We start from the raw sequence: 20,860 nt of genomic DNA, 5'->3' as shown, positions 1-20,860 counted from the left end.
GATGATCTTTTGGACGCGAGCGATCACGGCGTGCAGGTCTCTGCGCCGAAGGAGAAGGCCATGTACCTGGCCTACGACTGCGTCAGCCCCCGTGTCGGCTCCACACCGGAGGCCCCCTTGCGGGTCGGACTTCTCTTCCAGGACCGGTGGCACGAGAGCAAGGGCGAGGACGTCCTCCGCCCCGACTACCTCACCATCACCCACTCCGCCGCCCTCGCCGTGGCGAAGGAGCTCCGGTGCGTGGACGACGGTGGCCTGCCGGCCCGGGCCGGGGACCTGCCGACGGGCTGAAGGACAAAGGCCGTCCGGGGGAGCCCCCCCGGACGGCCTTCGGCTTCCTCCCCGAGGCCGTGACCGGAATCGAACCGGCGTAACCCGCTTTGCAGGTTTGTCCGCGTGGCTTGCCGGCCGAGTCGGTTCCGTTCGACCTCGTTCGTCTCGGGATTTCAGCCCGGTGGACGGACCGTCGTGAACGACTCCGGGCGGGGGTGAATGAGACGGAAACTGAGACGGATCACTGCCCGGCTGACCTGTGCATTCATCCACCGCTTGGCTCCCTGCGAGACGCCCAGCTGTCCGATGCCCCAGGCAGCACGGGGAATCGAGGTTGGGCCGAGCGTGTCGGCGGAAGGATGGCGCTATGGCCAAGCATCAGAGCTTCACGACCTGGTTGAAGACCCACCGCAAAGACGACTCCGCAATCGGCGATCTGGCACGAGACGTCTCCGCCGATCCGGACTGGCCCTCCCGCAAGGGGCTCCCCGGACAGATCGCCTACCTGGAAGAACGGGGAGCCATTCCTAGGGCCATCGACACCCTGGAGCGTGCCTGGAAGGCATACGACGCCCACCGGGCGGCCGCAGAGGACGACGACGCCTGAACAGTTCACCTATCCTCCGCTCTGGGCTGGGCAGGAGAGTCGCAGCAGACAGCTCCCAGCGTGCGAAGCTGGGGGTTGTCGACTTTTCCCGCCGAGTCCCAGGAGAGTGAGGCCGCGTGCCGCAGGCGAGCCCGCGAGGAACGTACCTGCTCATCTCTGAGGCACTGCGAGCGAGGATCGCCGAAGGCGTCTACGCCGACGGCCTCCCATCCGAGGCCGAGATCGGGCGTGAGTTCGGCGTCGCCCGCACGACCGTGCGGCGGGCCCTGCGTGCCCTGGAGGAGTCCGGGGGCGTCGCCACCGTCGCAGGAGTGGGGAGGCAGGTCTCCGGGGGCACCGGGCAAGCCCCCTACGCGCGCATCAGGGCCGACCTGCTGCGCCAGATCCAGGAGGGAGTCCTCCCCGCCGGCTCCCGTCTGCCCAGCGAGGCTGAGCTGGCCGCGACCTACGGCGTTGCCCGAGGCACCATCCGCCGGGCGGTCCGAGAGCTGGAGACCGCCGGGCACATCAGGGCTCAGCAGGGGGCGGGCAGATTCGTCAGCCCCACCCCATAACCCGCAAGAGACTCCCGGAGGTATCCACATGCACCTGGCCAAGTGGGCTCACGACCTGGCCGAGGACTTGCTCGCCGAGAGTCTGCCGAAGCGGTGGGCTCACTCCCGGCGGGTGTACTCACAGGCTCTGACCCTGGCCCCGGCTCTGGGCGAGGACGCCGAGCTGCTGGCCGCGGCGGCCATCGCCCACGATGTCGGCTACGCCGCGGCGGCTGTCGACACCGGCCAGCACATGATCGATGGCGCGCGCTACCTCCGTGACGTGGTGGGCGCGGACAGCCGCCTGTGCAGTCTCGTGGCCTTCCACACGTCGTCTCCCTGGGAAGCGTCCGAGCTGGGACTGTCCGACGCGCTGGATGAGTTCGGGCCGGCGGAACCGGAGCTGGTGGACGCCATCACCTACTGCGATCTCACGAGTAGCCCGGTCGGCGCGCTGGTGGACCCGGCCGATCGGCTGGTGGAGGTCCTAGACCGCTACGGCCCTGATCACGTCGTCTACCGGGCTGTCTCTGCGGCCCGCCCCGAGCTGCTGGCCAGGGTGGCACGTGTGCGTCAACGGAGTGCTGAAGCGGCGGTGCTGGGAATCAGCTGATCAGGGGGGTCGGGGCATCGCGGAAACCCTCTTCGAGTCGCCGTCGCGTGGTCGGGGACATGTCGAGCGAATCGACTTCCGACCGGGGGACCCAGCGAACTTCCAGGGACTCCGAACTCACCTTGATCTCACCACTCACCGGCCGCGCCCGGAAGCACAGCGAGAACTCCTGGCGGACCTCTCCGTCCGCGAATGCGATGACGTGGCCCGGATCGGTGAAGACGCCTACCAGGCCCACGACTTCCACCGTTATTCCGGTCTCTTCCAAGACCTCGCGGGCGACGGTGCCCGCGATGTTTTCGCCGATCTCTTGCACGCCCCCGGGCATACCCCACCGGCCATTGTCGGACCGTCGCTCCAACAGAACCTCGCCGGCGTCGTTGACGACGAACGCGGTAACCGCAGGCACGATGCTGTTGGCCTTCGGGGCCTCGGGGTCGTTGAAGTAGTCGGTGCGGCGGCTCATGGTTGCCTTTCCAGCGGTACGGCTTGGGTCCAGACCTTCTCGAAACTCTGCTGGTACGTCGAGACCAGCTCCGCGCCAGCTACGCGGCGTAGGTGGAGGACGGGCGTCAAGGGGGCGCTCACTCCGTAGACCTGGGTGTTCACCAGCCACTCGTCATCCGACCGGTACAGCGAGTTGTGCAGGGTCGACCGGTGGAGACGGAATTCGATTCCAGGTACCGAGTAGAGGGGGCGGTACAGCTTCATCACTTCGCGGACCTTGTACGCGACGCCTTCGCCGATTTCCTCCTCCTCGCCTCGGCGCTGAATCTCAGGGCCGTCCGGATCACCCAGCAGGATGCGCGCCTTGACCCCTGAGGCCGCCTTGGCTCGCAGAAGCCGCGGCCATCGGGGGTTCTCAGCCAGGAAGACTCCCGCGTGCACCAGTACGCCAATTTCTCGCTCAGCCCTGCCGAACAGCTGTAGCCACAGTTCGGGCGGCACATAGGAGCGATGAGGGTAGACCTTCAGCACTTCTGCGTCCGCGGCGTCCTGACGCTGCGTCTCAGGCAGCCCCTCAGGCCAAAGGTAGGTCTCGTCCTCGCGCAGCAGCGCGGCGATGGCCAGGCGGTGGCGGCGGTATGGGGCTCGACCTTTGGTGATCCACCTCTCGACGGTCTTCGGGTCCACGCCCACGTGCGCGGCCAGCGCTTCCACTGCCACACCTTGGGTCAACATCGCGGATCGTAAGCGCTCGTTGGCCATGCCACTCCCAGGGACGTCCAGGGACGTACTCGACTCCCGGAACGCTACCGAGGACGTCCCAAGTCGTCCAGGACCGCGGTGACTTCGTCCATGGCTCCGGCGGCACTCTGATGGCACATCGCACGGCGACTCGGTTGAAGCGAAGAGCTTGACAGCCGCAATCGAGACGGCCAAGCTGAGATACATGTTCAAGCATGTATCTCATGCGTTGAGCGCAGCTACTTCGTGCTGACCTGCATGGATGCGTGAGTGGTTCCTTGAGAACTGAACAGTGATCGTGCGGGGCTGACGCGAGTCGGCGGTCGCGGTAGGTGCCTAGGGCGAGGGTCCGGGGGCAAACGGCCGTGATGAACGCCGGCTTCCCCTACGCGCTTGGCAAGCGCCACCCGGACTCGGGTGTGGGGATGTACAGCGGGGCCCCAACGCACGTGGCGGCAAGAGTGAGACCGCCCCCGCGGCGACCGGGTGATGTCGTCGGCGGCACGCCATCCTGCACCGATTCGTGCAGGCCGCCTGCTGGCGTCAGAGCAGTGACGATGACGCACCGATCTCAGGCTCGGGACCGGAGCGCCGTGGCAATGGCGTTCGGCGAAGCCCTGCCCCTCCAGCGTGGAGGTTTCCGTGTTCCAACGACATCCGCGGGCGCCGGCCGTGCTGGACCGGTACGACCGGCCGCGCCCCTCGCGTCACCTACCACCCACCGCAGCGCCGCTAGCGCTGCGGCCGGCTGCCTCCTCCGCCCGTCTGGCGCCTTTTGGCGTCGTACGGGCGGAGTGGCGGGGAGCCGGATTTCCGCTCCACCCCTGCTGACGTGGGAGTACCCATGAGCATCCGTGACGGGGAGGACCTCCCCGGCCCGAGCACCGTGTCCGCCGGCGAGCTGGGCCGGATCCTGCGGGACCTGGCCGGCATCGCGGACGAGCTGACCGTCCCGGTGCTGACCGAGGAGCTGCGGCTCGCGCGGTACCGGCGGGTCGCCAACCTCGGCGAGTGGGTCACCAAGGCGGCCGACAGCCTGCACTACGACCTGGACCGCCAGGTCAACCCCGACGAGTTCGGCGAGGACGACTGACCAGCCCGAACGTCCGGCATCAGTCTCACTTCTTCGACCGTTCTCGTCTGGAGTCCTCGTGCACGCTGCAACGTTCGCTCCTGTTTTCGTCGCCCTGTACGTCGCTCACAGCGTGGGTGACCACTGGGTGCAGACCTCCCGCCAGTCCGCTGATAAGGGCAAACCCGGCTGGACCGGCCGTCTGGCCGACGCCCGGCACGTGGCCACCTTGACCGTCACGAAGCTGGTTGTCCTGCTGCCGGTCGCCCTGCTGCTGGACCTGCGCCTGTCGCTGGCCGGCCTGGTGGCCGGGCTCGGCGTGGACGCGGTGACGCACTGGTGGGCGGATCGCCGCTCGACGCTGGCCCGTCTCGCCAAGGTCTGTGGGCTCGCGGACTTCTACGGCCTGGGCACCGGGGCTCACCCCCTGCACCCGGTCACCGCCGAAAGCAAGCCGGCCGCACACCTGGGAACCGGGGCCTACGCCCTGGACCAGGCCTTCCACCACCTGTGGCTGCTGGTTGCGGCTCTGATCATTGCCACCGTCTGAACCCCGACTTCCCCGTCTCAACGGCGTGCGGCCCCGGTGTTGGAGCACCGGGGCCGCTTTGAGCCGTCCACCTGCTAGGGAGAACACGACTCATGAAGCACATCGTTGCACGTCAGAAGCCCGTTACCAGCCTGCCGGCGGACCTGGAGCCGACGGCTGCGGAGCTGGACGCGATCGAGACCGAAATGCCGCTGGTCCTGGCTGAGGTCGAGCTGCTGGACGCGCTCATCGCCCAGCTCGACCGGACCCCGTCCGAGTTCGACGCCCGTCGGATCCGCCGGGCCCGCCACCGGGTGCTGGACGCCCGGCGGGACCTCGCCAACCGTGCCGCCGGCCTGACGGCCTCGGGGGATGCCGCATGAACAGCGTGCCCCAGGCCCTCCCCGCGTCGGCCAGCGCGCACCTGGTCTACCGAGATGAGCGGTGGCGTCTGTACGTGGCGCTGCCCGGCTCCCTGGCCTGGCCGACCCACTACTTCGCGGGGGCTATCGCGCCGACCGTTCAGGAGCGCTCACGCGTGCTCACGGAACTCGGCTACGCGCTCACGGGCGCCGGGGAGTGGTCCTGGCTTGAGGACAGCGAGCGGATTGACGACCCGGCCTCGCCGGTCGTTCTGATCGCCCATGCCCGCGTCTCTCCGGTCGTGGGGGGTGGGTCGTGAGCGACGCTCATCTGCGCTCATCGGAACGCGCGTTGGCATTCGGGACCTGGCTGATCGTGAGTGGGGCGATGCTCTACTCCATCCTCACGGTCACGCCGTTGATGGCAGCCCACACCCCCGACGAGTGGGACTGGACGGCCCCGATCCTGCCGCTCGTCGTGGATGCTGCGGTGCTCATCGTGGTCCGCCTCGACTCGGTCCTGGCGCGTCTGGGCGGACACGGGGGGCCGTGGCCTGTGGCCCTGCGCTGGATGACCGGCGCCATGACGCTCCTGCTGAACGTCGGAGCCTCTGCCCTGGCTGGAGACCTGGTGGGGGTCGCGGTCCATGCGGTTGCGCCCCTGCTGCTGATCGTCACCGCAGAGGCCGGACTGGCCTACCGTCGCGCCCTCACCGCCGCGGTACTGGCCGCCGAGGCACGCAAGCAGGCCAAGCGGGACGCGGCAGCCCAGGCGGCCGCGGAGCGTGAAGAGAACCGGCTGCGGGCGGAGCGTGAACGCCGTGAGCACGAGGCGGCGCAGGCACGTGAGCAGCGTGAGCACGAGGCGAGGCTGGCCCGGGAAGCCGATGAGCGTCGGGACCGGATCCGCCGCGAAGAGGCCGAGCGCGCAGAGGCAGCCCGGCGGGAGGAGAAGGCCGAGCGGGACGAGCGTGAGCGCCGCGAGCGCGAGCGTGAGCAGGAGAAGGCCGACCGTGAGCGCGCCGAGCGGCAGGCCGCTTCTCTGCGCGCGGCCGAAGACCGGCGCAGGGCCGAACGGGACAAGCGGGAGGCGGCCGAGCGGGCGGAGCGTGAGCGCGCCGCGCTGCTCGCCGCGGGCCCAGCCACCGAGAAGCTTCCCGAAGCGCGGGCCCGGCAGATCGTCCAGGCCGCGTACGCGGCCAGCCTCCCGCAGCGCCAGGCCGTCGAGCTGACCGGCTGGTCCACCGGATGGATCGCCAACCGCTACCAGGAACTGCGCGACCTCACCGCCCCCGCCCCGCGCCCGGCCCTCGAAGGAGCAGCATCGTGAAGATCTCCCCGAACACCGCCCCCGCCGAGCCGGTCAACCTCCTGATCCGCTTCCACAACCAGCTCGGCGCCGCCGTCGACGTCATCGGTACGCGGGCCTCCCTGGGCTCGGCCTGGCGCTGCCATGGCTGCGGCGACCGCTCCGGCATGCTCGACAACCTGCCGTTCACCCGCCGCAACGCGAACGACCACGCCACCGCCTGCCGGGCCTCGCTCCACCGCCTCGACCGGTGACCGCCCTGCCCGTCTACCGGTGGCGCCTGGCCCCGGACGGGCTCGCCACCCGCCGACAGCTCCGCGCCGCCGGGCTCCGGCCCGGCGGTCAGGACGTCGCCGCGCAGGTCGAGCGGCCCCGCCGCGGGCGCGGCCCGCTGGTCGCCTACCTCTACCGGATCGACCTTGCCCGGCCGGTGCGGCCGATGACCGCCCGCCGGGCCGCTGCCCTCGCGAAGGCCAACGCGGCCCGCCGCCGGTGCCCGGCCTGCGAGCGGGACGCCGGATACGTGATCCCGACCTCGCTCGGCAAGTGCGTCCCCTGCCACGACACCCCGCCCATCACACCCGCCGATCTTCTTCAGGAGTCCTCGTGACCAGCCAGAACAGCACGCCGCCGCAGGGATCGCACCACTGGATCCTGACCCTGGAGTTGCCCGGTCGGTGCACGACCACGCAGTACGGGACCTGGACCCCGCACGCCGGGGCGACCCGTCAGGACGTCTTCGTCTCGCTGCGGCGGCACCTGGCCGCCGAGCGCCCGGAGCTGTCCCAGGCCAACACCGTCTTCTTCTCGCTGGAGCCCAACCAGCTCTGAGCCCTCCGCCAGCAGGGCCCGGCCGCCCACCTCCTACAGCGTCGGCCGGGCCCTTTCTCCTGAAGGAGCACGTTCAGCATGACCGAGACCGTCATCGAACCGCAGGCCCCTCCCGAAGAAACCACCCCCGCCCCGGCCCCGCAGGCCGAGACCAGCCCTTCTGCGGCGCGGAAGGAGGTGGAGCACACGCCGGGCGGGTTCCCGGTCGTGCCGCTCGCCTTCTCCGGGGTCAACAGCGCGGCCGGGCTGGTCGCGACGGCCGCTCTGGCCGGGGGGCCGGCCGGCGCCGCCCTCGCGATGACCGGCGCCGCCGCCCTCGCCGCCGTCGCCGCCCGCCAGCACACCAAGGTCACCAAGTCCGGCAAGAACAAGCCCGGTTCCAAGACCAGCCCCGGCGGCGCCCACGCCGCGGGCCAGGCGGCGGCCGGGCGGCGCGGGGGTGGCCTCTTGGGCCGCGTCCCCTCCCAGCCCGGCGCCGCCTCCCGTACCAGCCGGGGCACCGGATCCGGCACCCGCTCCCGGACGACTCAGGCCGGGGCACAGGGGCTCTCCCGCGCCGGGGCTGGGACCGGGGGAAGGGCGGCCGCCGGCCCCTCTACCACCTCCAAGCCCGCTGCGGGCAAGGGCACCTCGTCGGCCCAGGGCAGGGCCGGGCGGGCTCTGGGCGCGCTGGGCGGCGGCCGTGCGGGGCAAGTTCGGGACCTGCGGGCGCAGGCCCGTAGCGACTCGCCCACGCGGGCCGCGCAGCGTGCGGCCAGCACGCAGGCCCGTCGGCAGGTCGCGGACTCCCGCCGGGAGGCCAAGGCTGCCAACCGCGCGGCATCCGCCCTCGCCAAGCCCAAGGGCGCGGCCGCGAGGACGCTCGCGAAGGGAATGTCCAAGGCCGCCGCCGTCCGCGACAAGGCCGTCCAGGCAGGCCGGAAGACGCTGGACCGCGGTGCGGGCAGGGCGGTTGCGGCCGGCCGGGACGCAGTGCGGGAGGCGGCAATCCGTAAGCGGGCCGCGCAGCTGAAGGCCCCCACCCAGAAGGCCGCCCGCAAGGCCCTGCTGCGGTCGGCCGCCCGCTTCCACGCCCGCCGCGCCCTGGCCGCTGTCCTCGGCGGGGCGGCCGGGCTGGTGGGGATGGCCACGACGCCGCTCGGCCGCAAGCTCGGCTGGTCCTGGCTGATGAACCCCGGCCGGCGCCTCTACTCCTTCCTCGTCGGCCGAGCCCGCGCCCTGCGCGAGGCCCGGGACGAGGAGATCCGCGCCCAGCTGGAAGCCGACGAGGAAGCCGCCGACGAGCAGGCGGCGGCCGAGCAGGACGCCGACGAACCGATCGGGGACCGCGCGGAGCGTCCCACCACGCACGTTCCCGCACCTCCCACCCCCGAAGGAGCACAGCAGATGTCGAACGTGTCCGGGTTCAGGTTCGAGGAACTGGCCGCCGAGATGGAGCAGGCCGCGCAGTCCTACGAGCCGGAGAACTGCATGGAGATCCTGGCCATGCTGGAGGGCCTGCCGGAGGCGCTGCAGGCCATCGCGAACATCCTGCGGATCCTCGCCGAGCGCTCCGACAACGAGTTCCCGTTCGAGAAGATCGTCGCGGACATGCTCGGTGACCTCTTCCAGATGGTCACCAACACCGTGGACTACACCGAGCAGCTCGGCCCGACCTTCCGCGAGGCCCACGAGGCGGACATCGCCCGGTTCGAGGACCCCCGCAACGGCTACGAGGCCGAGAAGGGCTGGAACGTCTGATGGCCACCAAGACGAAGACCAGCCCGGTCACCCACAACGGGCTGGCATTGGACTGGGCCGCCGGACACGGGCCCGTCACCGGCGCCCTGTCCGCGACCACCGGCGCCTATGCGTTGGCCACGGTCGGCACCCTCGCCCACATGCCGCCCAGCTGGGCGCTGGCCGTCGGTGCCGTTGGCGCCGTCGGCCACACCGCCACCGGCCTGCGCCAGAAGCTTGCGGCCCGCACCATCAGCTCCCGCGCCGCGTCCTGGCTCCTCGGCTCCGGCTGGACGACCTGGGCGCTGGCCACCGGTCCCCTGAACTGGGTATCGATCGGCTCCCTGGCGGTGCTCGGGGTGGGGATCGGGGCGTCCGCCCGGGCCACCGGCCTCTACGAGGAGGCCCGTGAGCTGGAGGCCCTGGAGGCTGCCGAGCGTCAGGTTGCCCGCGAACTGTCGGCGGAGCGGCGGGCGGTCGCGGCGGAGTGGGTGGACCGGATCCAGCGGGTCTGCGGGATCACGATCCGTGTCCTGGCGGTGGAGATGTGGCCGACCGGGACCGGGTTCACCATCGACGCCGAACTCCCCTCCGGCGGGACGACCTACGACCGGATCGCCAAGGAGAACTCCCGTCTGTCGGCGGATGCCCGGCTCCCACACGGCTGCACCGCGGCCGCGTCGCCGGGTGTCGACCAGGGCCGGGTGCTGATCGACGTCACTACCAAGAACGTCCTCGCCGACACGGTCGCCTACCCCGAGGACTACAGCCCTCTGTCGGTCCACACCGGCATCCCGTGGGGCTACCGCACCAATGCCGAGGAGATTCTCACCTTCCTCCGCGAGCAGTGCGCCCTGGTCGTCGGCCCCACCGGCTCCGGCAAGACGAACCTGGTCCACGTCATCCTGGCCGGGTTCGCCCGCGCGACCGACATCTTGACCTGGGTCATCGACCTCAACGCCGGATCCGCGGGCCTGCCGTGGGTGCGGCCCGCGCTGGAGGGCGGCCACGGCAAGCCCGTGCGCCCGGGGATCGACTGGCTGGCCGCCTCCTACAAGGAGGCCAACCTGATGCTGGATGCGGCCCTCCGCGTCGGCCTCTACCGCAAGAAGGCCTACCAGGGCCTCATGGCCAAGGCGAACACCGACCTCCTCCCGATCAGCCACGAGATCCCGCAGATCATGCTGGTCGTCGACGAGGGCGCAGAGATCCTGGTCAGTACCGAGCCCGAGAAGAAGCAGCTCGCCAAGAAGATCCTCGAAGTGATCCGGATGCTCCGCGCCATGGGCGTCCGAACGGTCCTGACTGCGCTCGGCGCCACAGGCTCCGTGCTCGGGAACCTGATGATCCGCCGCGAGGCCAAGAGCCGTGCCGTCCTGACCGGTGGCGAGACCGAGGGCATGGACCTCAGCAAGGTCTTCCCCGGCGCTCGGGGGCTGAGGGTGGAGCAGGCCCCACACAAGGGCACCGGCTTCATGGGCACCCCCGAATCCCCCGTCGGCCTCTTCGGGACGTGGCGGATCCTGCCGAACCAGATCCGTGACATTGTCCTGGCCACCTCCGACCGGCACCCCTACCTGGACGAGGTGTCCGCGAAGGCTGCGGGCCCGGACTACGCCCGCCGCTGGGACCACGCCCGCACGGCTTGGATCACCGACGGCATCGGCGCAGCCCCCGAGACCGAGCCGAGCGACAGCAGCAGCCCCGCTCCGGCGCCGGCGGCCGGGCGGGGCGGGGGACTGAACCTCTCCGCCCACCGCAACGCCGCCCCCGCGCCGGCGACCGCGCCGGATGAGGACGCGCTCGCGGCGGAGTTCCGGCGACAGATCGACGCCGAGTTCGCCACCGCCCCCGAACCCGGCCAGGGTCTGGCGGCGGAGCCGGAGCGGCCGGGGTTGAACCTGTCCGCGCACCGCGCCGAGGACAACGCCGCCCAGCAGGCCGCCCTCACCATCCTGATCGCCGCCGGGCCCGAGGGCACCGGGGCGTCTGCGATCGCTCGGGAGCTGGAGCGCTACGGCACCACCCGCCAGACCGTCGCCGGATGGCTCAAGACCTGGACGGAGGAAGGGGAAGCGGTGCGGATCGGGAGCGGCACCAAGACCCGCTACGTCCACCGCCAGCACGCCCCCCAGACGCCCTCCGAGGGCTGAACTTGTCGCTTGTCGCCCCCGGGCGAAGGAGGCCCTCTGTGGCCCGTCTGGGGCTTGGAAACGGGCTCTGACCTGCGAGGCGACAAGCGACAAGACAAGCGACAAGACAAGACAAGCGACAAGCAGGACGACAAGCAGCCCCGGGCCGCCCCACCGCCACGGGGGCGGGCCCGCGTCCCATCGGGAGGCCCGTCGTGCATGAGCACACGCGCCCGAACACCGCCCACACCGCCCGCTACGGCGATCCCGTCTACTACCCCACCACCATCCAGCCGCCCACCCTCCTGCCCGGCGAACTCCCCCCGGGAGTGGAGATGGTCACCCTCCCCGGCGGCCACCGGACCCTCGCCTACACCCACCCCACCACCATCGAGCCGCCCGCGCCAGCCGCCCGGCCGATCCCCACATGGGCCAAGACCACTGCCCTCCTCGCCCCGACCCTCGGCGCAGGCATCGCCGCCGCCGGATACGGGATCTCATGCGCCATCCCGGGACTGATCGCCGTGACCGACACCCTGTGGGCCGCCGTCGCCCTCATCGCCACCGGCGCCCTGGCACCCCTCGCTCTCAAGGCCTCACGTGGCTGGGGCGGCCGGCAGGCGGGGCCCGCCCAGCACATCACTCAGAACATCACCGCCACCGGCCTCTTCGGCAAGGCCACCGGCACCATCCACCACCGCTGAAGGAGACCTTCATGGACCACCAGAGCACGGTTGGCGACCGAATCGCCGACGCGTTCGCCCTCCTCGCCGGCCGCCACACCGTCCGCTGCCCCCAGCCCGGCTGCACTGTCCGCATCCGCTACAGCACCGTCACCGCCGACCAGGCCAAGCGGCTGACCAACCTCGCCACCGACCACACCCAGCACTGACCAGCCAGGAGGAGCAATGGCCACCCGACCTGTCCTCTGCTACGTCGCCGTCTGCGACCTGTGCGGCAACAGCTTCACGGACGAGGGCTTTACCCCCCACGTTGACACCCCCGCCGAAGCCATCCAGTACGTCACCGAAGCCACCTACGACGCCCCCAGCGGCTGGACCCTCACCCCGGACGGAACCCTCGTGTGCGACCAGGTGCGCGACGCCGCCCACGAGGACGCCCACGCCGCCGCCGGCAAGCGGATGGGCCCCGACGCCATGACCATCCAGTTCACCGCCGCAGCCACCGGCCACAGGTAGGAGCAGGCCGTGGAGGCGGCCCCGTGCCTGGACTGGGGCGACACCCGCCACTTCGATCCCGGCCCTGCCCGGCCGTGCTGCCTGTGCGGCAAGCCCACCCCGATGCGCTCTCACGCAGGTGAGGCGGTCCACAAGGTGTGCGCGGAGGAGTGGAACGCCACCCACCCCGACGAGGCCCGCCGCTACACTCCGGCCGCCCCGGGCCGAGATCAGCGCGACGTGGGCACCTGGCGCTTCCACAACGATGGACCCGTCACCGCGCACCTGCGGGCGGCTCCCGCCACCCGCAACTCCCCTCAGCGCCCCTCGTCGACGGGGGTCGGTCAGGACGGCCTGTTCGCCGCCTGACCAGGCGGCGACTCAGACAGGCAGCGCGGTCTGGCCACCGGTGCTCTGGCTCGGGATGGTGGCCTGGGAACGATGCATGCCCCAGTGCTCCTTGATCCACTTTTCGTGCTTCTTGTCGAGAGCCACGGCCAGGGTCTGGCCGTGGAGCTTGTCGTACTCGGGGTAGGCCCGGGTCTGGGGTGCCACGTCCAGGGTGAGGGTCTTCGGGTCGATCGCGATCTGCCCGAGGTCGAACAGCCGGTGGACGTCCTTACGCAGCAGCAGGCCGCCGAACTCGTAGTGCTTGGCCTTGTCGGCGTAGCTGTAGAGGTGGGCGGCGTCCAGGACGCTGGCGGGCATCGGTCCGGTGAAGGCACAGACCTCGCCGAAGTGCTCCAGCAGGGCGGCGCGGAACGGGGCCTGCCCTTTGCGGGCCCGGGTGACACGGGTCGTGTGGCCGCCCACGATCACACCGCGTGCCTTGTCGACGATGTTCAGCGAAGTGGCGTTCTTGCCGGTCTCCACCCGGGTGCGGAAGTCGTCCCAGCGCAGACGCCGCAGGGCGTTCTGTGACTTGGGCTGCTCGCACAGGGCCCGCAGTTCGGGGCCGGAGACCTGGCCGCGGAGGTCAAGCCAGGCGGCTTCGTGGAGGCTGCGGTAGGTGGTCACCGGGACGGTCTGTACGTGCGGGGCGTCGAACTCGTGCTTGCAGTCGTCGGTCCAGCACCGGTACTTCGGCGTCATCGTCTTGCGCTCGGCGATGTCGGCCTTGCCGCACTTGGGGCAGGAGCTGACGTCGGCCGTGCCGGTCCCGGCCTTGATGTCCTCGATGACCGACAGGCCCAGCAGGGTCTTCCCATCCCACAGCACGATCGTGTCGCCGACGGCCACGGTGGCCGAGTTCGGGACCCGGCTGTTCCAGCTGTAGTGCGTGGAGGGGTGGTCGTCATACCCCTGCCCCACACGCTTCGCGTCCTCGCCCAGGTACATCAGCCACGCCGTCAACTGCAACTCCCTCCACGCCCGAAACCCGTCACCGATGCCCAGCCGCGCATGGCGGCTTGGCCGGACGGCTCACGCGATCAACGTATCGGGCACCACTGACACTCCCGCCCACCGCGAAAACCCCTGCGGCGCGGGCTGCCGGCGCCCTCGGGCGCAGGAAAAAAGGGGGGCGGTCGCCTCTCGCCAAAGAACAGCGACCGCCCCACATCTCCCAGTCCTCTAACAGACCTGATGGAGGTCTCCAGCATGACCCAACCCACCCCCGCCCCGCTACAGACCGCGCTGCGGCTGGCCGGGCTCGGGCTCCCCGTCCTGCCCCTGCGCAAGGACAAGACCCCCGTTGGCAACTGCCCGGTCTGCGTGGGCTCGGCGTGCGGGGACCGGCCCCACATGAAGGCTGCCGGTCCGTGCCAGTGCCCCGCGCCCTGCCACGGCTGGGCCGCCGCCACGACCGATCCGGCCGCCCTCACCTCCCCGGCCTGGGCTCGTGCCTGGCAGCGCGCCGGTGGCGTCGCCTACCACCCCGGTGGTGCCGGGCTCACCGTCGTCGACCTCGACACCCCGGGCGCCGTCGCCTGGGCCCGCCAAGCCCTCCCCGCCACCACGACCGTCGCCACCACGCGGGGCGAGCACTGGATTTACCAGGGCACCACGCGGTCCGTGAACGGCGTCCGCGAGGGCGTCGACCTGAAGTCCACCATGGCCTACGCCCGGTGGCGCGGCCCCGGCACCGGCCCCATGACGCCCCTGCCGGAGACCGTGCGCGCGCTGGCCGTCAAGCGCCCCACCCCGGCCCGGCCCGCGCTGTCCGCCGCTGTCCCCGCGCCGGCCGGGGACGGGCATTGCCGCCACCGCTCGCCCGCCTACCTGGAACGCGGCATCACCATGGCCGAGCAGCGCATCACCACCGCCAGCAGCGCCATCCACCACACGGTCTACAGCACGTTCCTGGCCGTCCTCTCCGCGCACGGCCGGTGCGGCTGCCTGACCGAGGCCCACGTCGAGCGGCTGTTCACCGCCGCGCAGGCCAAGGGGGAGTCCTTGCGGCACTGCACCACGGCCTGGACCAACGCCCGCAGCGCTCTGGGGGTGTAGCCGTGCCCGAAGACGAGAAGACCCCGGCCCGCCAGGTCATCACCGACTACGCGAAGCAGCACTTCAGGTACTTCCGCACCACCGAAGGCACCGTCTACGCGCAGCGCAACGGCCACCCCGTGGCCCGCCCGATCCGCTCCCAGGGCACCACCGGAAGCCACCGCCAGGAGCTCATGGTCGGCCTGTTCAATGACGGCCACGGCGTGTTCAACGGCAGCGCCATGAAGGAAGCGCTGGACCTGATTGAGGCACTCGCGCTCAGCCAGGAAGTGCAGCCCACCAATATCCGGGTGGCGCCGGGGTTCGACGGCGCGACGTGGCTGGACCTGGGCCGCGACGACGGCCGATCGGTCCGCATCCACCCGGGCGGCTGGGACATCCGCATCCCCGACCCGCGTGAGGTGTGCTGGCGGCGCACCCAGCTCACCGGGGAACTCCCGCTTCCCGAGAAGGACACCGACGGCAAGGGCATCGACGCTCTGCTGAGGCTGTGCAACTTCGCCAACGCCGAGAGCGAGTGCCTGGCCGTCGCGTGGCTGATCGGATGCCTGGAGCCCTCCGTCCCCGTCCCCGCACCGTTCCTCACCGGCCCCCAGGGGGCCGGCAAGTCGACCGGCGGCCGGATGCTGGTGCGGATCATCGAGGGCATGACCGGTGACCTGCGCCGGGCCCCGAAGGACGAGGAGAACCTGATCACGGCCGTGGCTGCCGGATGGGTCACCGCCCTGGACAACCTCTCGCACCTGCCCCCGGACCTGTCTGACCTGATGTGCTGCATCGTCACCGGCGCCGAGAGCATCAAGCGCGCCCTGTTCAGCGACGGCGACGTCTACCGCTCCCGCTACCGCCGCCCGCTCCTGCTGACCGGCATCGATGTAGGCGTCATCCGCCCCGACCTCGCCGAGCGTCTCCTGCCCCTGCGGCTGGAGCGCCCCAAGGTGCGGCGGACCGAGGCGGAGCTGTGGACGGAGTACGCGCAGGCCCTGCCCGTCATCCTTGGCTCCCTGCTGGACCTCGCCGTCAAGGTGCGGGCCACCGAAGCCGACATCCCCACCGACCTGCGCATGGCCGACTTCGCCCACCTCTGCGCCCAGCTCGACACGGCCACCGGCCTCGCCTCGCTGACCGCCTACCGGGCCAGCCTCGACGACCTCAACGACGACGTGATCGAAGGAGACCTGCTCGCCCAGACCGTCCTCAAGCACGCCGCCAGCCTCGACCCCGGCGCCGAGATCCGGATGTCCTCGGCCGAGTGGCTGCATGCCCTCACCCAGCTCTACACGGGCGAGGACTGCCGCCCCTTGCCCAAGGGTTGGCCCACCACCGGCAAGGTCCTCTCCGACCGCCTCAAGCGACTTCAGCCCACCCTCGCCGCACGCGGCGTCCTCATCGACTGGGGCCGCACCAAGACCGCCCGCTACATCGAGCTGACCCGCCCCGCCGCCACGCCGCCGGACCCGATGTTCTGACCCTGCGGCGCCCGGCGGAACCCGCCCAAGCAAGAGGAGCACCCGGCGCCGGCGAGGCGTGCTCCTCTTGCAGTTCCGGCGGAACGCCGGCCCAAGGGACGTGCCGCGCAGCGGCTCCGCCTTTCGCGCTTTGAGCCGCGCACAACAACAGACACTCCCCTCCTTTTTTCCTAAGAGAAGAGACGCTGCGTCACCCGCGTCACCACGGTCCCACAAACGGCGCGTGACCTGCGCATACACGGGTGACGCAGACGGCCCCCGGCTGCGTCATCTTGCGTCACCTGCGTCACCGGCCCGCGTCACCCGATGACGCGGTGACACAGACCGGTGACACACGACCACACCCAGCGTCACCGAAAACCCCAGGTCAGACGGCCGAGTGACGCGAATGACGCGGTGACGCAGAAATCCCAGCCTCGGACACACGCGCATCCCGACACAGGCCCCAAGGGCTGCCCCGAAGGAGTGCCCGCATGAGCATCACTCACCTGGACGACACCTGCCCCGCCCCGGGCAACGGCCCGGCCCCCGTTCTCCTCACCGTCGAAGAGGCGGCACGCTGCCTCCGGGTCGGGCGGACCACCTGCTTCGCCCTCATCCGCAACGGAGAGCTGGAGTCACTGTTGGTCGGCGGGCTGAGGCGGGTCCCCGCCGATGCGCCGGCCGCGTACCTCGCCCGTCGTCGCGCTGAGCGGCAGGCGGCCTGACCCATCCTCCACCGGAGCGCTGCCCCACGACGGGCAGCGCTCCGGTCGTTTCCACCTCCCAACATGAAGGAGCCCGCCTGTGGCGGAAGACAAGAAGCGCACCCGGCAGCCCAACGGCCGCAGCTCCATTTATCAGGGCAGCGACGGCAAGTGGCACGGCCGAGTGACCGTCGGCATCCGTGACGACGGCACGCCGGACCGGCGCCACGTCGAACGCAAGACCCGCGCTGGTGTGACCGACGCCGTCCGCGAGCTGGAGAAGCAGCGTGACGCTAAGACGGTGCGGAAGCCGGGCAAGGCGTGGACGGTGAAGTCGTGGCTGACTCACTGGGTGGAGAACGTGGCGCCCCTGGCGGTTAACGACAACACCATGGTTGGGTACCGCGTCGCCGTTCGTAAGCACCTGATCCCCGGCCTAGGGGCGCACCGGCTCGACAGGCTCAAGCCCGAACACATCGAGGTCTTCTACGCCAAGATGCAGGCCAGCGGGAGCAAGTCGGCCACCGCGCATCAGGTGCACCGGACCTTCCGCACCGCCCTCAACGAGGCCGTACGGCGCGGTCATCTCGGTCAGAACCCGGTCCAGTTGGCCAAGGCTCCGAAGACGGGGGACTACGAGGTGGAGCCCTACAGCGTGCAGGAGGTGAAACGGCTCCTGAGCGCCGCCGAGAAGCACCGCAACTCGGCGCGGTGGGCGGTCGCGCTCGCCCTCGGGCTGCGCCAGGGGGAGGTGCTGGGATTGGAGTGGGGTGACGTCGACCTTGAGGGCGGGTTCCTCATGGTCCGTCGTAGCCGTCACCGACCGCAGTACGCCCACGGGTGTGCGGAGCCGTGCGGACGTAAGGCGGCCGGCTACTGCCCGCAGCGGCGCCGCACGAACCCCGAGCTGTCCACCACGAAGTCCCGGGCGGGCCGCCGCGCTGTCGGTCTGCCGGATCAACTCGTGGACCTGCTCCGTAACCACCTGAAGGCGCAGGAGAAGGAGCGGGCGGCGGCCAAGCGGTGGCAGGAGAACCGATTGGTGTTCCCCGACGAGCAGGGACGCAGTCCGTCCCATCGCCGGGACTGGGCTGAGTGGAAGGATTTGCTGGCCGAGGCGAACGTCCGGGACGGACGCCTGCACGACGCCCGACACACGGCCGCGACGGTACTGCTGATCCTTGGGGTTCCTGAGCGCGCCGTCATGGGCCTCATGGGGTGGTCGACCACCGCCATGGCGGCTCGGTACCAGCACATGGTGGACGCGGTCCGGACGGACATCGCCCGGCAGGTGGATGGTCTGATCTGGAAGGCCGAGACGGACCGGCCCGATGACGATGACGGATCGGCCGGGGTCCTCGTACCCGCCAACTGAGACGGAAACTGAGACGGGCACCGAAAAGGGCGGCACCCTGGGAAGGATGCCGCCCTTTCGTTCTGCCTGGTCAGAACAGATAGAGGCCGTGACCGGAATCGAACCGGCGTAACCCGCTTTGCAGGCGAGTCCCTCAACCACTCGGGCACACGGCCGTGTTGTGTGGTGCCGGGTACGACGCTACGGGGGGCCGCCGCGGGTCGGAAGAGGGGCGTGGGGGATGCAATGTGACTGCCATGCGGCGTTTACACGGGCGTTTACACGGGCCGTTCGGCCTAGGTCCCGGGGACCACGCGGGATGCGACCAATTGACAGGGGCGCGACCGGGCCGCGCACCTTACTCTGGGGCGATGAGCGCCCTTGAACCCCGGATATCAGAGACCAGCGACGCCGCTCCGCCACCGCCGGGCGGCGGCATTCTGGGGCCGGTCTACCGGACGCTGAGCGTCGGGATCATCTCCGTGATCTTCCTGATCGCCTTCGAGGCCACCGCCGTCGGGACCGCCATGCCCGTCGCCGCGCGCGAGCTGGACGGGATCGGGCTCTACGCCTTCGCCTTCTCCGCCTACTTCACCACCAGCCTCTTCGGCATGGTCCTGGCCGGCCAGTGGTCCGACCGGCAAGGGCCGCTGCGGCCGCTGACCGTGGGGATCGGGGCCTTCGCCGCCGGGCTGGTGTGTTCCGGGACCGCCGCCGTCATGGGGGTGTTCGTGCTCGGGCGGGCCGTGCAGGGGTTCGGGGGCGGGCTGGTCATCGTCGCGCTCTACGTCGTCGTCAGCCGGGCCTACGAGGAGCGGCTGCGGCCCGCGATCATGGCGGCCTTCGCCGCGAGCTGGGTGGTCCCGTCCATCGTCGGGCCGCTGGCCGCCGGGACGGTCACCGAGCGCCTCGGCTGGCGGTGGGTGTTCCTCGGGATCCCCGTGCTGGTCGTCGTCCCGCTGATCGTGGCGCTGCCGGCGATCCGGCGGACCGCGTCCGGGCCGGTGGACACCGGCGGTGGGGCGCCCGCCGCGTTCGACCGGCGGCGGATCCGGCTGGCCCTGGGGATCTCGGTGGGCGCGGGGCTGCTCCAGTACGCCGCCCAGGACCTGCGGTGGCTGTCGCTGCTGCCCGGCGCCGCCGGGGCGGCCCTGCTGGTGCCGGCGGTGCTGGGGCTGCTGCCGCGCGGGACGTACCGGGCGCGGCGCGGGCTGCCGTCCGTGGTGCTGCTGCGCGGGGTGGCGGCCGGGGCCTTCATCGGGGCGGAGAGCTTCGTGCCGCTGATGCTGGTCACCCAGCGCGGGCTCAGCCCGACCCTCGCCGGGTTCTCGCTGGCGCTCGGCGGGGTGACCTGGGCGCTGGGTTCCTGGGTGCAGTCCCAGGGGCGGACGGCGCCCTACCGGGAGCGGCTGATGGTGGCCGGGATGGTGATGGTGGCGTGCGCGATCGCCGCGGCCCCGGCGGTGCTGGTCGAGTCGGTGCCGGTGCGGACGCTGGCCCTGGCCTGGGCCGTGGGCTCCCTCGGCATGGGGCTGGTGATCGGCTCGACGAGCGTGCTGCTGCTCCAGCTGTCGGCGCCGGAGGAGGCGGGGGCGAACTCCGCCGCGCTCCAGATCTCCGACGCGCTGGCCAACGTGGTGCTGCTGGCGGCCGGCGGGGCGGCGTTCGCCGCGCTGGGCGGGGGAGCGGTGGGGGCGGGGCACGTCCTCGCGGCGGAGGGTGACGCCTCGCGCCCGGCCGCGTTCCTCGTCGTGTTCCTGCCGATGGCCTGCGTGGCCCTGGTGGGGGCCTGGGTGGCGACCCGGCTGCACGAGCGTCCGGCGGCGAAAACCGGATGAGGGGACGGAGCAGGATCGTTACGCTGCGTGCGTGAACGATCTGATCATCCGGCTGTCCGACGCCGCGTACGCGGAGCTCGCCGACCTGGCCGACGCCTCCGGCTCCACGCCGGAGGAGCACGCCCTCGCGGCCGTACGGGAACACCTGCGCCGGGAGCGCGAGCGGGTCGGCGGCGCCGCGGAGCGGCTGGCGCGGCTGCACGCGCCCCTGCTGAAGAGGCTGGGCGCATGAGGACGCCGGCCGGCGCCGTGCGCCACCTCACCCTCGCCGAGGTCCTCGACCTGGCCCGGCACGCCTGCCTGGCCCAGGGGCAGACCGTCGAGCTGCGTGCCCCCGGACTGCTTGAGTCCGCCGTGCACCGGCCCCGGGCGCTGGGGGCCCCTCCCAGCAGTAGCTGGGGGAGTATGGGACGCCCGCCTACACCGACCTCCACCAGCAGGCCGCAGCCCTGCTCCACGGCATCGCCGTGAACCATCCCCTGGTCGACGGGAACAAGCGCACCGCCTGGCTCGCCGCCGCCGTCTTCCTCGATGTGAACGGGGTCGATCCGGCGGCCGTGGACCAGGACGCGGCGTACGAGCTGGTAGTCGACGTGGCCTGCGGCGCCGAGGCCCGCGTGCCGGTGATCGCCGACAGGCTGCGGGAGTTGCTCCCGGTGTGACGCTCGCCGCACCCGCCGAGGTCACGGGCCTGTCCCTCCGCGGGGGGCGCCGCGGCG

At 71.3% G+C, this 20,860-nt stretch carries 27 protein-coding genes, 1 tRNA gene and 1 pseudogene; 25 read left to right on the top strand and 4 right to left on the bottom strand.

All coding sequences use genetic code 11. The annotated features are described in order from the left end of the window. Nucleotides 1-60: 60 nt before the first annotated feature. From ACZ5NJ_RS07860 to ACZ5NJ_RS07845, 4 genes are all read left to right on the top strand, one after another. Nucleotides 61-291 carry a hypothetical protein gene (locus ACZ5NJ_RS07860; protein WP_468763809.1) on the top strand — a complete coding sequence of 77 codons (231 nt, stop codon included), beginning with the start codon at nucleotides 61-63 and terminating at the stop codon, nucleotides 289-291. Between the two features lie 349 nt (nucleotides 292-640). Beyond that, the gene (locus ACZ5NJ_RS07855) at nucleotides 641-880 is read left to right on the top strand and encodes a YozE family protein (RefSeq protein ID WP_468763808.1); all 240 of its coding nucleotides are present in this window, start codon (nucleotides 641-643) and stop codon (nucleotides 878-880) included. A 116-nt stretch (nucleotides 881-996) separates the two neighbouring features. After that, nucleotides 997-1,434: a GntR family transcriptional regulator gene (locus tag ACZ5NJ_RS07850; RefSeq protein WP_468763807.1), complete on the top strand. Its 438-nt coding sequence runs from the start codon at nucleotides 997-999 to the stop codon at nucleotides 1,432-1,434. Between the two features lie 28 nt (nucleotides 1,435-1,462). Further along, nucleotides 1,463-2,026 (top strand): HD domain-containing protein, encoded by a 564-nt coding sequence (locus ACZ5NJ_RS07845; RefSeq protein ID WP_468763806.1) that lies wholly within the window; start codon nucleotides 1,463-1,465, stop codon nucleotides 2,024-2,026. Here ACZ5NJ_RS07845 and ACZ5NJ_RS07840 read toward each other — a convergent pair. Both ACZ5NJ_RS07840 and ACZ5NJ_RS07835 read right to left on the bottom strand, forming a co-directional pair. Beyond that, the gene (locus ACZ5NJ_RS07840) at nucleotides 2,019-2,492 is read right to left on the bottom strand and encodes an NUDIX domain-containing protein (protein ID WP_468763805.1); all 474 of its coding nucleotides are present in this window, start codon (nucleotides 2,490-2,492) and stop codon (nucleotides 2,019-2,021) included. The two genes, ACZ5NJ_RS07845 and ACZ5NJ_RS07840, sit on opposite strands and share 8 nt — an antisense overlap. Next, a complete protein-coding gene (locus tag ACZ5NJ_RS07835) occupies nucleotides 2,489-3,235 on the bottom strand; it encodes a helix-turn-helix domain-containing protein (protein WP_468763804.1) in 747 nt (248 codons plus the stop codon). Before ACZ5NJ_RS07835 ends, ACZ5NJ_RS07840 begins: the two co-directional genes overlap by 4 nt. Nucleotides 3,236-4,058: 823 nt before the next feature. Between ACZ5NJ_RS07835 and ACZ5NJ_RS07830 the strand changes: the two genes are divergently transcribed. The 14 genes from ACZ5NJ_RS07830 to ACZ5NJ_RS07765 all read left to right on the top strand — a co-directional run bounded on the left by ACZ5NJ_RS07830 (nucleotide 4,059) and on the right by ACZ5NJ_RS07765 (nucleotide 12,715). Next, nucleotides 4,059-4,307, top strand: coding sequence for a hypothetical protein (locus tag ACZ5NJ_RS07830; protein ID WP_468763803.1), 249 nt, complete (start codon nucleotides 4,059-4,061; stop codon nucleotides 4,305-4,307). A 58-nt stretch (nucleotides 4,308-4,365) separates the two neighbouring features. Next, a complete protein-coding gene (locus tag ACZ5NJ_RS07825) occupies nucleotides 4,366-4,836 on the top strand; it encodes a transcriptional regulator (protein WP_468763802.1) in 471 nt (156 codons plus the stop codon). Between the two features lie 92 nt (nucleotides 4,837-4,928). Continuing rightward, complete coding sequence (locus tag ACZ5NJ_RS07820) at nucleotides 4,929-5,198, top strand: DUF6284 family protein (protein ID WP_468763801.1); 270 nt, start codon at nucleotides 4,929-4,931, stop codon at nucleotides 5,196-5,198. Then, entirely contained in the window at nucleotides 5,195-5,497 is a 303-nt protein-coding gene (locus ACZ5NJ_RS07815; protein ID WP_468763800.1) for a DUF6303 family protein, read from the top strand. Before ACZ5NJ_RS07820 ends, ACZ5NJ_RS07815 begins: the two co-directional genes overlap by 4 nt. Next, nucleotides 5,494-6,507 carry a DUF2637 domain-containing protein gene (locus tag ACZ5NJ_RS07810; protein WP_468763799.1) on the top strand — a complete coding sequence of 338 codons (1,014 nt, stop codon included), beginning with the start codon at nucleotides 5,494-5,496 and terminating at the stop codon, nucleotides 6,505-6,507. Before ACZ5NJ_RS07815 ends, ACZ5NJ_RS07810 begins: the two co-directional genes overlap by 4 nt. Next, the gene (locus tag ACZ5NJ_RS07805) at nucleotides 6,504-6,740 is read left to right on the top strand and encodes a hypothetical protein (RefSeq protein WP_468763798.1); all 237 of its coding nucleotides are present in this window, start codon (nucleotides 6,504-6,506) and stop codon (nucleotides 6,738-6,740) included. The genes ACZ5NJ_RS07810 and ACZ5NJ_RS07805 overlap by 4 nt, the downstream gene beginning before the upstream one ends. Further along, the gene (locus ACZ5NJ_RS07800; RefSeq protein WP_468763797.1) at nucleotides 6,737-7,096 is read left to right on the top strand and encodes an RRQRL motif-containing zinc-binding protein; all 360 of its coding nucleotides are present in this window, start codon (nucleotides 6,737-6,739) and stop codon (nucleotides 7,094-7,096) included. The genes ACZ5NJ_RS07805 and ACZ5NJ_RS07800 overlap by 4 nt, the downstream gene beginning before the upstream one ends. Then, nucleotides 7,093-7,317 (top strand): hypothetical protein, encoded by a 225-nt coding sequence (locus tag ACZ5NJ_RS07795; RefSeq protein ID WP_468763796.1) that lies wholly within the window; start codon nucleotides 7,093-7,095, stop codon nucleotides 7,315-7,317. Before ACZ5NJ_RS07800 ends, ACZ5NJ_RS07795 begins: the two co-directional genes overlap by 4 nt. Before the next feature lie 78 nt (nucleotides 7,318-7,395). Then, entirely contained in the window at nucleotides 7,396-9,057 is a 1,662-nt protein-coding gene (locus ACZ5NJ_RS07790; RefSeq protein ID WP_468763795.1) for a hypothetical protein, read from the top strand. Further along, a complete protein-coding gene (locus ACZ5NJ_RS07785) occupies nucleotides 9,057-11,189 on the top strand; it encodes a hypothetical protein (RefSeq protein WP_468763794.1) in 2,133 nt (710 codons plus the stop codon). Before ACZ5NJ_RS07790 ends, ACZ5NJ_RS07785 begins: the two co-directional genes overlap by 1 nt. A 194-nt stretch (nucleotides 11,190-11,383) precedes the next feature. Further along, nucleotides 11,384-11,872, top strand: a complete 489-nt coding sequence (locus ACZ5NJ_RS07780; RefSeq protein WP_468763793.1) for a hypothetical protein — start codon at nucleotides 11,384-11,386, stop codon at nucleotides 11,870-11,872. A gap of 11 nt (nucleotides 11,873-11,883) precedes the next feature. After that, the gene (locus ACZ5NJ_RS07775; protein ID WP_468763792.1) at nucleotides 11,884-12,060 is read left to right on the top strand and encodes a hypothetical protein; all 177 of its coding nucleotides are present in this window, start codon (nucleotides 11,884-11,886) and stop codon (nucleotides 12,058-12,060) included. Nucleotides 12,061-12,076: 16 nt separating this feature from the next. Beyond that, nucleotides 12,077-12,367, top strand: coding sequence for a hypothetical protein (locus tag ACZ5NJ_RS07770; RefSeq protein ID WP_468763791.1), 291 nt, complete (start codon nucleotides 12,077-12,079; stop codon nucleotides 12,365-12,367). 9 nt (nucleotides 12,368-12,376) lie between these two features. Then, nucleotides 12,377-12,715: a hypothetical protein gene (locus tag ACZ5NJ_RS07765; protein WP_468763790.1), complete on the top strand. Its 339-nt coding sequence runs from the start codon at nucleotides 12,377-12,379 to the stop codon at nucleotides 12,713-12,715. Nucleotides 12,716-12,727: 12 nt separating this feature from the next. On the opposite strand, the gene ACZ5NJ_RS07760 is transcribed toward ACZ5NJ_RS07765, so the two are convergent. Next, nucleotides 12,728-13,699 (bottom strand): HNH endonuclease signature motif containing protein, encoded by a 972-nt coding sequence (locus ACZ5NJ_RS07760; RefSeq protein WP_468763789.1) that lies wholly within the window; start codon nucleotides 13,697-13,699, stop codon nucleotides 12,728-12,730. 246 nt (nucleotides 13,700-13,945) lie between these two features. Here ACZ5NJ_RS07760 and ACZ5NJ_RS07755 point away from each other — a divergent pair, with 246 nt between their 5' ends. From ACZ5NJ_RS07755 to ACZ5NJ_RS07740, 4 genes are all read left to right on the top strand, one after another. Beyond that, nucleotides 13,946-14,794 carry a bifunctional DNA primase/polymerase gene (locus ACZ5NJ_RS07755; RefSeq protein WP_468763788.1) on the top strand — a complete coding sequence of 283 codons (849 nt, stop codon included), beginning with the start codon at nucleotides 13,946-13,948 and terminating at the stop codon, nucleotides 14,792-14,794. Nucleotides 14,795-14,796: 2 nt separating this feature from the next. After that, entirely contained in the window at nucleotides 14,797-16,263 is a 1,467-nt protein-coding gene (locus ACZ5NJ_RS07750; protein ID WP_468763787.1) for an ATP-binding protein, read from the top strand. A gap of 473 nt (nucleotides 16,264-16,736) precedes the next feature. After that, a complete protein-coding gene (locus tag ACZ5NJ_RS07745; RefSeq protein WP_468763786.1) occupies nucleotides 16,737-16,970 on the top strand; it encodes an excisionase family DNA-binding protein in 234 nt (77 codons plus the stop codon). 79 nt (nucleotides 16,971-17,049) lie between these two features. Beyond that, a complete protein-coding gene (locus tag ACZ5NJ_RS07740; RefSeq protein WP_468763785.1) occupies nucleotides 17,050-18,324 on the top strand; it encodes a tyrosine-type recombinase/integrase in 1,275 nt (424 codons plus the stop codon). An 83-nt stretch (nucleotides 18,325-18,407) separates the two neighbouring features. Here ACZ5NJ_RS07740 and ACZ5NJ_RS07735 read toward each other — a convergent pair. Next, nucleotides 18,408-18,479 (bottom strand) — tRNA-Cys (locus ACZ5NJ_RS07735). 195 nt (nucleotides 18,480-18,674) lie between these two features. Between ACZ5NJ_RS07735 and ACZ5NJ_RS07730 the strand changes: the two genes are divergently transcribed. The 3 genes and pseudogenes from ACZ5NJ_RS07730 to ACZ5NJ_RS07720 all read left to right on the top strand — a co-directional run bounded on the left by ACZ5NJ_RS07730 (nucleotide 18,675) and on the right by ACZ5NJ_RS07720 (nucleotide 20,803). Beyond that, nucleotides 18,675-20,141 (top strand): MFS transporter, encoded by a 1,467-nt coding sequence (locus tag ACZ5NJ_RS07730; protein ID WP_468763784.1) that lies wholly within the window; start codon nucleotides 18,675-18,677, stop codon nucleotides 20,139-20,141. Between the two features lie 31 nt (nucleotides 20,142-20,172). Next, nucleotides 20,173-20,373, top strand: coding sequence for a hypothetical protein (locus tag ACZ5NJ_RS07725; protein ID WP_468763783.1), 201 nt, complete (start codon nucleotides 20,173-20,175; stop codon nucleotides 20,371-20,373). Next, nucleotides 20,370-20,803, top strand: a pseudogene (locus ACZ5NJ_RS07720) (type II toxin-antitoxin system death-on-curing family toxin). The gene ACZ5NJ_RS07725 and the pseudogene ACZ5NJ_RS07720 overlap by 4 nt, the downstream one beginning before the upstream one ends. The last annotated feature ends 57 nt before the right edge of the window (nucleotides 20,804-20,860 follow it).

Source organism: Streptomyces sp. NPDC032091, from assembly GCF_055580265.1.
Note: the sequence above shows the minus strand (reverse complement) of the source record. Positions and strands in the feature narration are given on the sequence as shown.

Excerpts from the sequence above, each read along its gene's own strand:
- ACZ5NJ_RS07860 (WP_468763809.1), top strand. The coding sequence starts at position 61 with ATGTACCTGGCCTACGACTGCGTCAGCCCCCGTGTCGGCTCCACACCG.
- ACZ5NJ_RS07830 (WP_468763803.1), top strand. The coding sequence starts at position 4,059 with ATGAGCATCCGTGACGGGGAGGACCTCCCCGGCCCGAGCACCGTGTCC.
- ACZ5NJ_RS07770 (WP_468763791.1), top strand. The coding sequence starts at position 12,077 with ATGGCCACCCGACCTGTCCTCTGCTACGTCGCCGTCTGCGACCTGTGC.
- ACZ5NJ_RS07785 (WP_468763794.1), top strand. The coding sequence starts at position 9,057 with ATGGCCACCAAGACGAAGACCAGCCCGGTCACCCACAACGGGCTGGCA.
- ACZ5NJ_RS07845 (WP_468763806.1), top strand. The coding sequence starts at position 1,463 with ATGCACCTGGCCAAGTGGGCTCACGACCTGGCCGAGGACTTGCTCGCC.
- ACZ5NJ_RS07815 (WP_468763800.1), top strand. The coding sequence starts at position 5,195 with ATGAACAGCGTGCCCCAGGCCCTCCCCGCGTCGGCCAGCGCGCACCTG.
- ACZ5NJ_RS07820 (WP_468763801.1), top strand. The coding sequence starts at position 4,929 with ATGAAGCACATCGTTGCACGTCAGAAGCCCGTTACCAGCCTGCCGGCG.
- ACZ5NJ_RS07855 (WP_468763808.1), top strand. The coding sequence starts at position 641 with ATGGCCAAGCATCAGAGCTTCACGACCTGGTTGAAGACCCACCGCAAA.
- ACZ5NJ_RS07835 (WP_468763804.1), bottom strand. The coding sequence starts at position 3,235 with ATGGCCAACGAGCGCTTACGATCCGCGATGTTGACCCAAGGTGTGGCA.
- ACZ5NJ_RS07775 (WP_468763792.1), top strand. The coding sequence starts at position 11,884 with ATGGACCACCAGAGCACGGTTGGCGACCGAATCGCCGACGCGTTCGCC.
- ACZ5NJ_RS07840 (WP_468763805.1), bottom strand. The coding sequence starts at position 2,492 with ATGAGCCGCCGCACCGACTACTTCAACGACCCCGAGGCCCCGAAGGCC.
- ACZ5NJ_RS07755 (WP_468763788.1), top strand. The coding sequence starts at position 13,946 with ATGACCCAACCCACCCCCGCCCCGCTACAGACCGCGCTGCGGCTGGCC.
- ACZ5NJ_RS07790 (WP_468763795.1), top strand. The coding sequence starts at position 7,396 with ATGACCGAGACCGTCATCGAACCGCAGGCCCCTCCCGAAGAAACCACC.
- ACZ5NJ_RS07730 (WP_468763784.1), top strand. The coding sequence starts at position 18,675 with ATGAGCGCCCTTGAACCCCGGATATCAGAGACCAGCGACGCCGCTCCG.
- ACZ5NJ_RS07745 (WP_468763786.1), top strand. The coding sequence starts at position 16,737 with ATGAGCATCACTCACCTGGACGACACCTGCCCCGCCCCGGGCAACGGC.